Annotated in this window: 16 protein-coding genes; 7 read left to right on the forward strand and 9 right to left on the reverse strand. The window is 72.4% G+C overall.

The genetic code is table 11. From position 1 onward, the window contains the following. Window positions 1-45 precede the first annotated feature (45 nt). The gene (locus DFH01_RS07420) at window positions 46-1,122 is read left to right on the forward strand and encodes an SMP-30/gluconolactonase/LRE family protein (RefSeq protein WP_109869683.1); all 1,077 of its coding nucleotides are present in this window, start codon (window positions 46-48) and stop codon (window positions 1,120-1,122) included. A gap of 11 nt (window positions 1,123-1,133) precedes the next feature. Here the strand turns inward: DFH01_RS07420 and DFH01_RS07425 are convergent, their stop codons facing one another. Both DFH01_RS07425 and DFH01_RS07430 read right to left on the reverse strand, forming a co-directional pair. Further along, window positions 1,134-1,751, reverse strand: a complete 618-nt coding sequence (locus tag DFH01_RS07425; RefSeq protein ID WP_109869684.1) for a hypothetical protein — start codon at window positions 1,749-1,751, stop codon at window positions 1,134-1,136. A gap of 49 nt (window positions 1,752-1,800) precedes the next feature. Further along, window positions 1,801-2,520, reverse strand: a complete 720-nt coding sequence (locus tag DFH01_RS07430) for a class I SAM-dependent methyltransferase (RefSeq protein ID WP_109869685.1) — start codon at window positions 2,518-2,520, stop codon at window positions 1,801-1,803. Window positions 2,521-2,581: 61 nt separating this feature from the next. Here DFH01_RS07430 and gloB point away from each other — a divergent pair, with 61 nt between their 5' ends. The 3 genes from gloB to DFH01_RS07445 are packed head-to-tail and all read left to right on the forward strand — an operon-like array spanning window position 2,582 to window position 4,534. Continuing rightward, entirely contained in the window at window positions 2,582-3,319 is a 738-nt protein-coding gene (gloB, locus tag DFH01_RS07435; RefSeq protein WP_109869686.1) for a hydroxyacylglutathione hydrolase, read from the forward strand. A 7-nt stretch (window positions 3,320-3,326) separates the two neighbouring features. Further along, window positions 3,327-3,932: a glutathione S-transferase gene (locus tag DFH01_RS07440; protein WP_233255997.1), complete on the forward strand. Its 606-nt coding sequence runs from the start codon at window positions 3,327-3,329 to the stop codon at window positions 3,930-3,932. Beyond that, window positions 3,929-4,534: a class I SAM-dependent methyltransferase gene (locus tag DFH01_RS07445; RefSeq protein WP_109869687.1), complete on the forward strand. Its 606-nt coding sequence runs from the start codon at window positions 3,929-3,931 to the stop codon at window positions 4,532-4,534. Before DFH01_RS07440 ends, DFH01_RS07445 begins: the two co-directional genes overlap by 4 nt. On the opposite strand, the gene yddG is transcribed toward DFH01_RS07445, so the two are convergent. From yddG to xseA, 4 genes are read right to left on the reverse strand one after another with little or no spacing between them, the layout of a single operon-like run. Beyond that, window positions 4,535-5,380, reverse strand: a complete 846-nt coding sequence (gene yddG / locus DFH01_RS07450) for an aromatic amino acid exporter YddG (protein WP_109869688.1) — start codon at window positions 5,378-5,380, stop codon at window positions 4,535-4,537. It lies immediately after the preceding gene. Between the two features lie 45 nt (window positions 5,381-5,425). Beyond that, entirely contained in the window at window positions 5,426-6,181 is a 756-nt protein-coding gene (locus DFH01_RS07455; RefSeq protein WP_109869689.1) for an SDR family NAD(P)-dependent oxidoreductase, read from the reverse strand. A gap of 44 nt (window positions 6,182-6,225) precedes the next feature. Further along, a complete protein-coding gene (locus tag DFH01_RS07460) occupies window positions 6,226-7,011 on the reverse strand; it encodes a M23 family metallopeptidase (protein ID WP_233255998.1) in 786 nt (261 codons plus the stop codon). Between the two features lie 11 nt (window positions 7,012-7,022). Continuing rightward, the gene (gene xseA, locus DFH01_RS07465; RefSeq protein ID WP_109869691.1) at window positions 7,023-8,501 is read right to left on the reverse strand and encodes an exodeoxyribonuclease VII large subunit; all 1,479 of its coding nucleotides are present in this window, start codon (window positions 8,499-8,501) and stop codon (window positions 7,023-7,025) included. A 66-nt stretch (window positions 8,502-8,567) separates the two neighbouring features. Between xseA and purD the strand changes: the two genes are divergently transcribed. The 3 genes from purD to DFH01_RS07480 all read left to right on the forward strand — a co-directional run bounded on the left by purD (window position 8,568) and on the right by DFH01_RS07480 (window position 12,186). Next, window positions 8,568-9,836: a phosphoribosylamine--glycine ligase gene (purD, locus tag DFH01_RS07470; RefSeq protein WP_109869692.1), complete on the forward strand. Its 1,269-nt coding sequence runs from the start codon at window positions 8,568-8,570 to the stop codon at window positions 9,834-9,836. A gap of 14 nt (window positions 9,837-9,850) precedes the next feature. Then, window positions 9,851-11,221, forward strand: a complete 1,371-nt coding sequence (locus DFH01_RS07475) for a glycosyltransferase family 4 protein (protein WP_199231146.1) — start codon at window positions 9,851-9,853, stop codon at window positions 11,219-11,221. Between the two features lie 65 nt (window positions 11,222-11,286). Next, complete coding sequence (locus tag DFH01_RS07480) at window positions 11,287-12,186, forward strand: thermonuclease family protein (RefSeq protein WP_109869693.1); 900 nt, start codon at window positions 11,287-11,289, stop codon at window positions 12,184-12,186. Here the strand turns inward: DFH01_RS07480 and rsmD are convergent, their stop codons facing one another. The 3 genes from rsmD to DFH01_RS07495 are packed head-to-tail and all read right to left on the reverse strand — an operon-like array spanning window position 12,187 to window position 14,322. Next, on the reverse strand, window positions 12,187-12,744 hold the full coding sequence (gene rsmD / locus DFH01_RS07485; protein ID WP_109869694.1) for a 16S rRNA (guanine(966)-N(2))-methyltransferase RsmD: 558 nt from the start codon (window positions 12,742-12,744) through the stop codon (window positions 12,187-12,189). After that, entirely contained in the window at window positions 12,710-13,609 is a 900-nt protein-coding gene (locus DFH01_RS07490; RefSeq protein WP_109869695.1) for a pseudouridine synthase, read from the reverse strand. The genes rsmD and DFH01_RS07490 overlap by 35 nt, the downstream gene beginning before the upstream one ends. Further along, window positions 13,606-14,322, reverse strand: a complete 717-nt coding sequence (locus DFH01_RS07495; protein WP_109869696.1) for a gamma-glutamyl-gamma-aminobutyrate hydrolase family protein — start codon at window positions 14,320-14,322, stop codon at window positions 13,606-13,608. Before DFH01_RS07495 ends, DFH01_RS07490 begins: the two co-directional genes overlap by 4 nt.

The following is a 14,322-nucleotide window of genomic DNA, read 5'->3' on the forward strand; positions in this document are numbered from 1 at the left end:
ATCCTCCCGCCCGGGCCCGGAAAGGGCCAGGGAGGGACCACAGCCATGACCAACGCCCGCCTCGGCCGGCGCGGCCTGCTCGCCGCCGCAGCCGCCATCGCCGCGACCCCCGCGCTGGCGCAGCGCCAATACGGACGCGGCGGACCGCCGCAGCGCTACCCGGACCCCGACATCGTCGCGATCGACCCGCGCCGCTTCAACATGGGGCTCGGCAACGCCGCCATCCGGCGCCTGCACACCGGCATGCAATGGGCCGAGGGCCCGGCCTGGCACGCCACCGGCCGCTTCCTGGTCTGGTCCGACATCCCCTCCGACGAGGCGCTGCGCCTGAACGAGGAGGACCTGAGCGTCCATCGCCGCTTCCGCAGCCCCTCCGGCTTCTCCAACGGCAACACCTTCGACCGCGAGGGCCGCCAGATCGCCTTCCGCCACCTGCACCGCGACGTGGTCCGCTACGAGCCCGATGGCCGCGTCACCGTGCTCGCCGCGCGCGGCCCGGACGGCCCCTTCAACGCGCCGAACGATGGCGTGGTCCACCCCGAGGACGGCGCGCTCTGGTTCACCGATCCCGGCTACGGCGCGCTGATGAACTACGAAGGCGAGCGCGTGCCGGAATCCGCGAACTCGCCGCGCCCCTTCATCAAGGAGGCCGTCTATCGGATCGACGCGCAATCCGGCGCGGTGACGAAGGTGACGGACGCGCCCTTCAAGCCGAACGGCCTGTGTTTCTCGCCCGACTACCGGATCCTCTACGTCGCCGACACCGGCGCCAGCCATTACCCGGAGGCGAAGAAGATCATCTGGGCCTTCGACGTGGACGGCCCGCGGCTGCGCAACCCGAGAACCTTTGCCGACACCACGCTGGACGGGAAGGCGGGCATGGCGGACGGCATCCGCGCCGATGAGCGCGGCAACATCTGGGCTGGCATGGGCTGGGTCGGAGACGGCTATGACGGCGTGCACATCTTCGCACCCGACGGCGCGCGCATCGGCCAGATCAAGCTGCCGGAGATCTGCTCGAATGTCTGCTTCGGCGGGACGCGGCGGAACATCCTGTTCATGACCGCGAGCCAGTCGCTCTACGCCCTCCCGGTGGAGACGCGCGGCGCGCATTTCTGCTGAGGCCGAACTCTTCAGCCGTTCAGCAGCGCGTCGATATCCGCCTGGGCGAGGTCGCTCGACCCGGCCGCCGTCTCCACTGTGCGCGCCTGGGTGCGCACCTCGACCCGCGGGCGCTCCGGCGCCTCCGCGGCCGGCGCCAGCGTCCGCAGCGCGCCCTCCACCTGCTGCAGGTGCTGGATCGCGCGGCGGATGCGCTGGCCGGTGAGATCCTGGAAGCTGCAGGCCTCGAAGATGGCGTTGAGCCGCTCGACGATCGCCGGCGCGGCGGCGGCGTCGCGCCCGGCGGCGATCCAGTCGCCGATCGCCTCGGCGGCTTCCAGGATGGTGTTGGCCGCCGCCTCGGTGACCTGCACCACCGCTTCCAGTTCCAATCCGCTGTTGCGCGTGGCGGCGGCGGGCACGGCGATCAGCTGGGCGATCTGGGCCTGCATGCGCGCGATCTCCCCGGCCAGCCGCGCCTCGCTCTGGTCGGCCAGCTCCACGCCGGCATGCAGCTCCGCGCTGAGCTCCGCGATGCGCCGGTCGAGGAAGCGCCGCAGATCGGCGAAGCGGGGATCGAGCTCCGCGGCGAGCGCCGCGCGCAGCGGGCCCGGCTCTGGCCGGTCGGGCAGGGAAGGGCAGGCGTCCATCGGCGCGCTGTGCCACGCCAGGGCTGAAGGCCTCGTTGACGCGGCGGTATCAGCGCGCCGCCATCGCCACCACCCGGCGGCGCACCGCGACCGCGCCGGCCGGCACGCCGGCAAACAGGTCCTTTTCCGCCTCCACGATGAAGACGCCAGCCAGCCGAGGGCAGACCAGCCTTCCGCAGCGTTCCAGCACCGGCGCGGCCGAGCCCATCATTCGGAGGCCGTAGGGAGGCACGAACAGCGCCGTCTCCTTCCGCTCGGCGCGGAACAGGTGGCGCGCCAGCAGCCGCTCGATCTGGCCGCGCGAATAGGGCTGGCCGTGGCCGAAGGGGGTGCGGTCCAGATGCGCCCACATCCCCACGCGGTTCGGCACCACCAGCATCAGCCGCCCGTCGTCGCGCAGCACGCGCCAGACCTCGCGCAGCAGGCGCCTGGCGTTCTCCGCCGCCTCTAGCCCATGCACCAGCAGCACCCGGTCGAAGCTGCCATCCGGCAGGGGCAGGTTCTCCTCCTCGGCCAGCAAGGTTGCGGGGCCTTCGGGATGGGCGCGCAGGCCGTTGGCGCCGGCCAGATGCGCCGGCACCAGCGCCACGCAGCGTCGCGCCTCCGCCCGCCAGAGGCCGAGATAGGGCGCCGCCCAGCCCAGCCCCAGCACCGACTGCCCGGGCAACGCCGGCCACAGCGTCGCCAGCCGCGCGGCCACCAGCCGCGCCGCGGTGTCGCCGCCGCGCGAGCCGTAGAACTCGGCCAAGCCGTGGACCTCGGTCGTCATGCAGACGATATAGGGTCTTTGGGCGCCGCATGGCACGGTGCCGGGGCAAGGGAGTGAGGCCATGTCGTTGCGCATCGAAGCGGTGCCCTGCCTGCAGGACAATTACCTCTGGCTGCTGAAGGACCAACCGACGGGCGCCGTCGGCATCTGCGACCCCGGCGAGGCCGGTCCCGCCATCGCGGCGGTGGAGCAGGCGGGCGGAAGGCTGGACTCGATCCTGCTGACCCATCACCACGGTGACCATGTGAACGGCGTGGCGGAGCTCAAGGCCCGCTTCCCCGGGGCCAAGGTGGTCGGCGCCGCGCTCGACGCGCACCGCCTGCCGCCGCTTGACCTGGTGGTGAAGGAGGGCGACCTGGTCCCGCTCGGCGCCGCGCGGGCCGAGGTGCTGCACCTGCCCGGCCACACCACCGGCCACATCGCCTTCCACTTCGTCGCCGACCACGCGCTGCTCTGCGGCGACGTGGTCTTCGCCCTCGGCTGCGGGCGGCCGCTGGAGGCGGGGGGGATGGAGGCGCTGTGGCATTCGCTGCGCCGCGTGGCGCGGCTGCCGGCCAACACCCGGCTCTGCTGCGGCCACGAATACACGGAAAGCAACGCCCGCTTCGCGCTGCATGTGGACCCCGAGAACAAGGCCCTGAAGGCCGAGGCCGAGGCCGCCGGCGCGCTGCGCGCCGCGGGGCGCCCGACGGTGCCGACGACGGTCGCGCAGGAACTCGCCGCCAACCCCTTCCTGCGCGCGAAGGACCTGGCCGAGTTCACGGCCCGCCGCGAAGAGAAGAATCATTTCAAGGGATGACGCCGACATGGCCATGAAGCTGCACTACACCGCCAACAGCCCCTTCGCCCGCAAGGTGATGGTCTGCGCCATCGCGCGCGGCATCGAGGACCGGATCGAGACGATCGGCAGCAACCCGCATGCCTCGCCGGAGGAGCTGCTGAAGTCCAACCCGCTTTCGAAGATCCCCTGCCTGGTGCTGGAGGACGGCACGGCGGTCTTCGACAGCCCGGTGATCTGCGAATACCTCGACTCCGTCGGCGAGGCGAACGGCCTCTTCCCGAGCTCCGGTACGCCGCGCTGGGTGCGCATTTCCGTCATGCACGCGCTGGCCGACGGCATCGCGGATGCGCTGGTGGCGCGGCGGATGCATGGCGGCGCGCCGCTCGACGAGGCGCGCAGCGCCTTCCTCGCCCGCCAGAAGGCCGCGGTGGCGCGCGGCATGGCCGTGCTGGAGGCCGATCCGCCGAAGGGGCTTTCGGACATCGGCGCGATCGCGGTGGCCTGCGCGCTGGGCTATCTCGATTTCCGCTTCGCCGACGAGCCCTGGCGAGAGGCGCATCCGAACCTCGCCGCCTGGTTCGCCGAGGTCTCGCCGCTCGCGCCGCTCGCGCGCACCGTGCCGGGCGCATGAGCACGTCCCTGGCTTGGGACGAGCGGTTCTCAGGCGGCGATTTCCAGTTCGGCGAGGCGCCGAACCGTTATCTCGAGGAGCTGCGCCCCTGGTTCAGCCCCGGCATGCGCGCGCTGGCGCTCGGGGACGGCGAGGGGCGCAACGGCGTCTGGCTGGCCGGACAGGGGCTATCCGTGACCTCGCTCGACTGGTCGCAGGTGGGCATGGCGAAGGCGGCCGACCTCGCCGCGCGGCGCGGCGTCGCGCTGACGACCGTCGTCGCGGATGCGGCGGCCTGGGACTATCCGGAGGCCGGCTTCGACCTCGTCGCCTGGATCTACCTGCATCTGCCGCCCGTGGACCGCGCGGCGGCGGCGCGCGGCGTGCTGAGGGCGCTGGCGCCGGGCGGCCTGCTCGCGCTGGAATGCTTCACGCCGGCGCAGCAGGGCCGGCGCAGCGGCGGGCCGAAAATGCCCGAGCTGCTGTGGTCGCGCGCCATCGTGGAGGAGCTGTTCGGCGAGCTGGAGGTGCTGGAACTGCTGGAAGGCACGGTCAGCCTGGATGAAGGCCCGCGACACCAGGGGCGCGCGGAAGTGGTGCGGGCGCTGCTGCGAAAGCTATGATCACTTTGCCCGCGCCGCGATGAACCCGCCGCCCGCGACCATCAGCGTGGCGAGCGCGACGCGCCAGCTCATCGCGCCCTCGCCCGCCAGGATCAGCAGCAGCGTGGAGGCGACCGGCACCGCATAGGCCAGCGTGCCGAGCAGCCGCGGGTCGCCGCGCTTCATCCCGACATCCCACAGGAAGAAGGCGGCGCCGACCGGGCCGAGGCCGAGTGCCGCCACCGCCAGCCATTGCCGCGCATCCGGCAGCACGGTCGTCTCGAAGGCCAGGTGCAGCAGCGCGGCCAGCGCGGCGGTCGCCAGGCAGAAACCCGCCACCGCCTCGGTCGGCACGCGGGCGAGACGCGGCGTGCCGGCGGTGACCGAATAGACCGACCACACCACCGCACAGCCCAGCGCCGCCAGGAAGCCCGGGATCGCCTCGGGCGGGAATTGCGCGCCGGGCCCGACGATCAGCAGGCAGCCCGCGAAGCCCAGTGCGACGCCGCCAAGCCGCGCCGGCCCCAGCCGCATGCCGCGGATCGGCGCCGCGAGCAGCACGATCAGCAGCGGCCAGAGATAGTTGATGAGGTTCACCTCCACCGCCGGCGCCAGGGCGAAGGCCAGGAAATACAGCGCGTGATAGCCGAACAGCCCGCCGACGCCATGCACCCAGGCCAGCGCTGGCTGCGCCAATGCCCGCGCCTGCCCGCGCACGATGACCGCGAGCAGCCCGATGGTGCCGCCGAGCGCGAAGCCCATGGCGGTGAGCTGCAGCGGCGGGATGCCGGCGGCGAGGCGCGACAGCAGGGCCAGGAAGGCCCAAAGGATCAGCGCGCCGCAGCCGGCGAGCGTGGCGGGGGACATGCGGCTGCGTCCTAGCCGCCCCCGGCTGTCGCGCGAAGCGGGCGGCTAGACCTTCCCGCCATCCACGACGAAATACTGCGCCGTCACCATCGCGCTGTCGTCGGCGGCCAGCCACAGCGCCATGCGCGCGATGTCCGGCGGCATGACCTTGCGGTGGATGCTCTGCGCGGCGAGGTGGTTCGCCACCGCCTCCGGCGTCGCCCACAGTGCTTCCTGCCGCTCGGTGAAGACCCAGCCGGGCACGAGCTCGTTGACACGGATGTTGTCGCCGCCGAGGTCGCGCGCCAGGCCGCGTGTCAGGCCGCGCACGGCGGATTTCGCGGCGGTATAGGCCGGCATGCCGCCCTGGCCGCTCATCCAGCTCACGCTGCCCATGTTGATGATCGAGCCCTGCTTCGCCGCGCGCATCCCCGGCGCGACCGCCTGCGCGCAGAAGAACATGTGGCGGAGGTTGGTGGCCATGCGCTCGTCCCAGTAGTCGGGCTCCACCGTCTCCAGCCCGTGTCGGTCGTCGCGCGCGGCGTTGTTCACCAGCACCAGCGGGTCGCCGAGCTTCGCGCGTACGTCCGCAATGGCCGCGCGCAACGCCGCGATGTCGCGCAGGTCGCATTGCAGGAACAGCGACCCCGTGGACGCGGCGACATTCGCCCCGTTCGTCGCGTCGAAATCCAGGAAGGCCACGCGCGCGCCCTGGCGCGCGAATTGCGCCACCATCTCGGCGCCGATGCCGGAGGCGCCGCCGGTGATCAGCACGACCCGGCCGCGCAGGCTGGGATAGGTGGCGAAGGCGTCTTCGGCCATGCGGTGTCCTCCGATGCGCGAACGCGGCGCCCTGTCGTCCGTTGCTAGGCTTCCAGCAGCGGCTGGGGATCGAGCCAGGTCTGGTACCAGGACAGCGAGAAATGCAGATGCGGCCCGGTGACGCGGCCCGTGGCGCCGATGCGGCCGATCGGCTGCCCGCGTTCCACCGTCTCGCCCTCCGCTACGCCGCGCTCGGATAGATGCGCATAGAGCGTGTTCACGCCGTGGCCGTGATCCACGACCAGAAGCTGGCCGAAGAAGAAAAAATCGCCCGACAGCGTCACGCGCCCGGCCATCGCCGCGGCAACCGGCGTGCCGGTTGGGGCGGCAATGTCGAAGCCGTAATGCGGCTGCCGCGGCTCGCCGTTCAGGATGCGCTGGCTGCCGAAGACGCCGCTGATGCGTCCGCGCGCAGGCCAGGCGAGCGGCGCGACGAAGCCGGTGAGCGCCGAGTCCTCATTGCGCGCCGCGCGCAGGCGTTCGCGTTCGGCGGTGATGCGGCGCAGCGCCGCCTCGTCGGGCGTCACTTGCGCGGGCGGCAGGCCGGTGATGCGCTGCACCGACCACTCGCGCTTGCGCACCGCGAGTGCGCGCAGCTCGCCGCGCCGGCCGGGTTCCGTCACCGAAAGCTGCGCGCTGCTTCCGTGGTCGCGGCCGAAGCCGAAGGCGAAGTCGCCCTGCGGGCTGACGCGAACGCCGCGCCCGTCCAGCGCCATGCGCGTGCCGGGCGGCACGGTGCCGACAAGCAGCCCGCCCTGCGCCGGCTCGCCGCGCCATTGCAGCGCCTGCGCATGGCGGGCGAGCAGCAGCGCGGGTGCAGCCAGAAGCATGCGACGTCCGATCACAGCAGCGTCCCCTGTTCCGTTCCCTTCTTCGCCTTCGCACGACGCGGCGCCTCGCCTTCGGCCGTGGCGACGACCTGCCCGTCCGCGAAGCCGATGGACAGGCGCGCGCCCGGCGCCACCGCGGCGGCGCGCGTCAGCGGTTCGCCCTCCGCATCGCGCACCAGCGCGAAGCCACGCGCCAGCACCGCGTTGTAGGACAGCGCCTCCAGCTGGCGCGACGCGCCGGCGAGCATCGCGCGACGCTCGCGCAGCAGCGCGAGCACCGGCGCCGCGGAGAAGGCATGCAGCGCGCGCGCGCCGCGCAGCCGCTGCACGCACCGGGCGAAGGCGGCGACGCGCCGCCCGTCGAGCAGCGCCACCGCATGGCGCCGCGCCGCGATGGATTCGCGCGGATGCGGCACGGCCAGCGGCGCCAGCGCATCGCGCTTCAAGCGGACGAAGGCGCGCAGCGCATCCGGCAGGCTCTCGCCCGCCTCGTCCAGCCGGCGGCGATACTCCAGCACGCGCGCCGGGATGTCGGGCAGGCGGCGTTCCAGGCGCAGCAGCGTCGTCTCCGCCGCGCGCCGCTGCCGCATCGCGGCGCCGCGCAGCCGGGCGCCGGTCTGGTCCAGCGCCGCTAGAAGATCGGCGCGCGCGGGCACCGCCATCTCCGCCGCCGCGGTCGGCGTCGGCGCGCGGCGGTCCGCGGCGAAGTCGATCAGCGTCGTGTCGGTCTCATGCCCAACGGCGGAAATCAGCGGGATGGGACAGGAAGCGGCGGCCCGGACGACGATCTCCTCGTTGAAGGCCATCAGGTCCTCGAGGCTGCCGCCGCCGCGCGCGACGATCAGCACGTCTGGGCGCGGGATCGGCCCATCGTGCGGCAGCCGGCCAAAACCTTCGATCGCGGCGGCGATGCGCTCCGCCGCGCCCTGCCCCTGCACCGGCACGGGCCACAGCAGGATGCGGCGTGGGAAGCGCCGCGCGATGGTCGTGCGGATGTCCTGGATGACGGCGCCGGCCTCGCTGGTGACCACGCCGACGACGCGCGGCAGCCCGGGCAGCACGCGCTTGCGGCCGGCCTCGAACAGGCCCTCCGCCGCCAGCCTGACGCGCAGCTTCTCGATCCGCGCCAGCAGCGCGCCCTCGCCGGCATACTCCAGGCGGTCGATGACGAGCTGGTATTTCGAGCGGTCGGCATAGGTGGTGAGCTTGCCGGTGGCGATCACCTCCACGCCGTTCTCCGGCTGCACCGATAGCCGCGGCACGGCGGATTTCCACACCACCGATTCCAGCTTCGCGGATTCGTCCTTCAGCGAGAGATAGATGTGCCCGGACGGATAGCGCTTGCACTCCGTGATCTCGCCGCGCACGCGCACGCGGCCGAAGGCCCCTTCCAGCGTCCGGCGGATCGCGCCGGAAATCTCGGAAACGCTGAATTCGGGCACGTTGGCACCGGAGGCGGGGGCCCCGGCGACGGGCGGCGTGGTGTCCATGGCCGGACCCTATGCTAGGACGCGCCGGTGCGGAACCTTCCGTGCGGGACGTTGCGGGGTGGCGCGATGCGGGTGCTGGTGGTGGGCGGCGGCGGCAGGGAACATGCCTTGTGCTGGGCGCTGTCCCGCTCGCCCCTGCTCACGAAGCTGTGGTGCGCGCCGGGCAATCCCGGCATCGCGGAGGTCGCGGCCTGCGTGCCCATCGGCGCAACGGATGTCGCCGCGCTGGTCCGATTCGCGCGGCAGGAGAGTGTGGAACTGGTCGTCGCCGGGCCGGAGGCGCCGCTGACGCTCGGCCTCGCGGGTGCCTGCGCCGAGGCGGGGATCCCCTGCTTCGGGCCGAGCGCCGCCGCGGCGCAGCTCGAGGGCAGCAAGGCCTTCTGCAAGGCGGTGGCCGACGAGGCCGGCGTGCCCACCGCCGCCTGGCGACGCTTCGACGATGCCGCGGCCGCGCGCGCCTATATCCGCGCGCAGGGTGCGCCGATCGTCGTGAAGGCCGATGGCCTCGCCGCCGGCAAGGGCGTGGTCGTCGCGGCGACGGTCGAGGAGGCCGAGGCCGCGATCGCCGACATCATGGAAAGCCGCGTGCATGGCGAGGCCGGCGCGACCGTGGTGATCGAGGATTTTCTCCAGGGCGAGGAGATCTCCTTCTTCGCGTTGTGCGACGGGGAGACGGCGCTGCCCTTCGGCGCCGCGCAGGACCACAAGCGCGTGGGCGAGGGCGATACCGGCCCCAACACCGGGGGCATGGGCGCCTATTCCCCGGCGCCATCCTTCACGCCCGCGCTGCAGCAGCAGGCGATGGAGCGCATCGTGCTGCCGACGCTGCGCGCGATGGCGCGGCGCGGCACGCCCTTCCGCGGCGTGCTCTTCGCGGGGCTGATGCTGACTGCGGCAGGACCGAAGCTGATCGAGTTCAACGTCCGTTTCGGCGATCCCGAATGCCAGGCGCTGATGCTGCGCCTGCGGTCGGACCTGCTGCCCGCGCTGCTGGCCGCCGCGCAGGGGAGTCTGGCCGGCGTACAGCTTGCGATGTCGGACGATCCCAGCCTGGTCGTGGTGATGGCGGCGGAAGGCTATCCCGGCACGCCGCGCAAGGGCACCGAGATCCGCGGGCTCGCCGCCGCCGCTGCGCTGCCCGGCGTGCGCATCTTCCATGCCGGCACCGCGCGGCGCGCGGATGGCGCGATCCTGGCCGATGGTGGGCGCGTGCTCGGCATCGGCGGCACCGCCGCGACGCTGCGCGCGGCGCGCGACGCGGCCTATGCGGCGGTGGACGCGCTGGACTGGCCGGGCGGCTTCTGCCGGCGCGATATCGGTCACCGCGCATTGTGAAGGAGGCGACGCAGTTGCACAGGCCGCTCATCGCGCTCGACGGCTACAACCTCTCTCTCGAACAGGGGACCGGCGTCGCGACCTATGCCCGCGGCCTGTCGCACCGGCTGAAGGCGCTCGGGGCGGAGGTCGGCGTGCTCTATGGCCACCGCTCCTCCGCCGGGAAGGACGGGCTGCTGCGCGAGGTCACCTTCTTCGATCCGCGCGGCGACCTGCCCGGCTGGCGCCGCCCGCTCGACGACACGATGCGCATGCTGCGCCTGCGCTTCGGCGTGCAGGCGGTGGAGGTGCCGATCGGCAGCGTCGAGACGACCTCGCTCGCCGCGCGCCTGCCGGCCTTCGACCGGATCTGGAACATCCCGAGCCTGTATCGCGCCGCCGTGCTCGGCTTCGGCGCCAGCCGCCGCTTCGGCCGCGTCCGCCTGCCCAACGCGCCGAAGCTGATGCACTGGACCTATCCCGTGCCGCTGACCGCCGAGGGCCCGGGCCAGGAAGCCCTGCCCAACATCTACACCATCCACGACCTGGTGCCGCTGCGCCTGCCCTTCACCACGCTCGACAACAAGAAGCGCTACCTCGGCACGGTGCGCGGCATCGCGGAGCGCGCGACGCATATCGTGACGGTCAGCGAGGCGTCGCGCCGCGACATCATCACCCTGCTCGGCGTGCCGGAGGAGAAGGTCACGAACACCGGCCAGGCGGTGGAACTGCCGGACCCTGCGACACTGAAGCCGGAATCGCTGGTCCGGTCGGAACTGGAAGGCTTCTTCGGCCTGCACTGGCAGAAATACTTCCTGTTCTTCGGCGCGATCGAGCCGAAGAAGAATGTCGGGCGGCTGATCGAGGCCTATCTCGCCACCGGGTCCGAGCATCCGCTGGTGATCTGCGGCAAGCAGGCCTGGAACGCGCATCAGGAGCTCGGCCTGCTGTATGAGGACGACCGCCGCGAATTCGTCCCGCGCGGCCCGGTGGAGGGCGTGCAGGGCCTGCAGCGCAAGCTGCGCGACAAGGTGATGCTGATCGACTACGTGCCGGGCCGCCTGCTGACCGGGCTGATCCGCGGCGCGCGCGCGATGCTGTTCCCCTCGCTGTACGAAGGCTTCGGCCTGCCCGTGGTGGAGGCGATGCATCTCGGCGCGCCGGTAATGACCTCCAACACCTCGTCCCTGCCGGAAGTGGCGGGCGATGCCGCGCTGCTGGTGGACCCCTACGACACGCGCGCGATGGCGGAGGCGATCCAGCGCCTGGACGCCGACGCCGCGCTGCGGGCGGAGCTTGCGGCGCGCGGCCCGAAGCGCGCGGCGACCTTCAACGCCGAGGACTACGGGAAGCGGCTGCGAGAGATGTATGCGCGGCTGGGGATCAGGCTGGAGGCGCCAGCCTAGCAGCACGGATTCCGTTGCGGCGGCGGCCCGGAGCGTGGGAGGCTGTCGTCGGGGAGGACGGCGCGATGGCAGTCCCGACATTCAACCCGGCGAAGGCCAAGGTGATCCTGCCCGCGCCGGGCAAGGCCGAAACGGGCGATGGCGACACCATGCGGCTCGACCTGCCCTTCCGCCTCGTATCGGTGGACACGCCTGAAAAATCGAATGTCGGCGGCAAGCCGGCGGTGGCGCAGAAGCGGCTGGACGCGGCGCTGGAGGTGCTCGGCGAGCTTTCCGGCCGCAGCGGCGTGCCGTCCGGCTTCGCCGACTATTTCGCACCCCGGATCGCCGATGGCGGTGCGGTGCGCCACTACGCGGCCGCGGAGGAAGCGACAAACCAACTGCGCAAGCTGCGGGCCGAGACCACCACCGGTGCGAAGGGCAAGGCGCGTGAACTGGCGGTGATTCCAGCAGGCGAGGTGGTGGACGGGAACGGGCGCATGCTCGCCTATGTCGCGCCGTATCTGACGAAGGCGGAGCGCGACAGGCTCCCCGTCACCTCCAGGAAGCGGCGGACCTTCAACCTGTCGCTGGTGGCGGAAGGCTGGGCGGCAAGCTTCCCCATCTGGCCGTCCTTTCCTTCGCGCCGCACGGATCTCGATGCCTTCCTGGACGCGGCGGGCACGGCATGGCGGCGTGGCAAGGGGAACTGGGCAGGCGGCAACAAGGCCGCGCTGCTCACCGGCTACGAATTCCGCGCGCTGATCAAGATCGGGCGCGCCCGGCTGGACGGCATCCTGCAGTCCGACGGCACGCGGCGAGAGGCCACGTCGCGCGACTTTCTCTCTGCCTTCGAACGGCGTTGCGTGGACCGAGCCGGCGTGAACCATGGGCGTTTCGGCTTCGTCGCCGTGCCGCATGGCGATCGCCTCTGGAGCTGGACGCAGAAGGCGGCAGGGGAACTCCAGGACTATCTGGGCGCCTGATCAGGCCTGCGCCCGAAAAAAGACCAGCCGCGCCGCGCCATGCGCGCGTTCGGCCACCGGCTCGAAACCCGGCACCTCCAGCGCCTCGCCCTTTGCGACCTCGGCCACCAGCAGCGCGTCCGGGGCGATCCAGCCGGCGGCGCCGAGTGCCGCGACCGCGCGCGGCACCAGGTCCTTGCCATAGGGCGGGTCGAGGAGGATCAGCGAACAGGGCGCATCCGCGCGCGGCGGCTTCGTCGCGTCGCCCGGGATCACGCGCGTGGTGTCCGCTTCCCGCAGCGCCGCGATGTTGGTGCGCAGCGCGGCCAGGGCGGCGCGGTCCTGCTCGATGAACACGGCCCGCGCCGCGCCGCGCGACAGCGCCTCCAGCCCCAGCGCCCCGGTGCCTGCGAAGGCGTCGAGCACGCGCGCGCCCTCCACCCGCTCGCGCCCGGACCAGGGCGCGTGCCACAGCATGTCGAACAGCGCCTGGCGCACGCGGTCCGAGGTCGGGCGCGTCGCGTCGCCTTGCGGCGCGACCAGGCTACGACCGCGGTGACGGCCGGCGACGATTCGCATGCGGCCTGCGCGGCGCGGCGTTACGGGCGCGGGGGATGCTGCGCGCCCCGGGCGGTGGGGGCGCGGGTGGCGGCGGCGGCGCTTCCGCCGGCGCGTCTCCGCCCCGCCGCCGCTGCGGCTTCTCGCCGATGCCGAGCTGCTCGCGCAGGATGCGCGGATGCACCTCCTCCACGCCGGCGCGCGGCAGCGCGCCGAGCTGGAAGGGACCGTAGGCCACGCGGATCAGCCGCGTGACCTGCAGGCCGAGATGCGCCATCACGCGTCGCACCTCGCGGTTCTTGCCTTCCTTCAGGCTGATCGTGAGCCAGGCATTGGTGCCCTGGCGGGAATCGAGCCCGGCCTCGATCGGGCCGTAGGCGACGCCATCCACCGTCACGCCGCGCGCCAGCGCCGCCAGCGCGCGTTCGTCCACGGGACCATGCACGCGCACGCGGTAGCGCCGCAGCCAGCCGTTGGACGGCAGTTCCAGCCGCCGCGCCAGCTCGCCATCGTTGGTCAGCAGCAGCAGCCCCTCGGAGGTGATGTCGAGCCGCCCGATCGAGACGACGCGCGGCATGCCCGGCGGCAGCTTCTCGAACACGGTGGGGCGGCCCTGCGGGTCGCGATGCGTCGTCACCAGGCCATCGGGCTTGTGGTAGCGGAACAGCCGCGTGCGCTCCGGCGCCGCGACCGGCTTGCCCTCCACCGCCACCTTGTCGCCGGCCGCGACGAAGGTCGCCGGCGTTTCCACTGTCTTGCCGTTGAGCTTCACCTTGCCTTCGGCGATCAGCTTCTCCGCATCGCGGCGCGAGGCGATGCCGGCACGCGCGAGATACTTTGCGATGCGCTCGCCACGCTTGTCGTCTTCCTCGGTCTCGTCGGTCATTCGCGCGCGGCCCGGATGAAGGCTTCGAAGATCGCGGGATCGCGCGGATCAACGGCGTATTCGGGATGCCACTGCACGCCGAGGGCGAAGCGATAGGCGGGATGCTCCACGCCCTCGATCACGCCGTCGGGCGCGATCGCGTTCACCACCGCGCCCTCGCCCGGCGTCGCCACCGCCTGGTGATGCGCGCTGTTCACGGCGAGCTTCGTCGCGCCGACGATCGTCGCAAGCCGCGTGTCGTCCAGCACGCGCACCACATGCCCCGGTTCGGTGCGCGGGTTGGGCTGCTCATGCGCCAGGGCGTTCTCCACCTCGTCGGGGATGTGCTGGATCAGCGTGCCGCCGAAGGCCACCGCCAGAAGCTGCTGCCCGCCGCAAATGCCGAGCACCGGCAGGTCGCGGCGCAGCGCCTCCTTCACCGCGGCCAGCTCGAAATCCGTGCGGCCGGGCTTGAGCGTGACCTTCGGATGCGGCGGCCCGCCGCCCCAGAGCGCCGGGTCCACATCGAACGCCCCGCCGGTCACCAGCAGGCCGTCCAGCGTGTCGAGGTAGTCCGCGGCGAGCTCCGGGTGATGCGGCAGGGCTACCGGCAGCCCACCCGCGGCGATCACGGCGGAAAAATAGTTCTGGCGGAGCGCGTACCAGGGCAGCTTCGACCAGCCGCCGGCCGGTTCCGCATCCAGGGTCACGCCGATCACGGGGCGGGATGGCAT

Origin of the sequence: Falsiroseomonas bella, assembly GCF_003173615.1 — a bacterium.
Classification (GTDB): Bacteria; Pseudomonadota; Alphaproteobacteria; order Acetobacterales; family Acetobacteraceae; genus Falsiroseomonas; species Falsiroseomonas bella.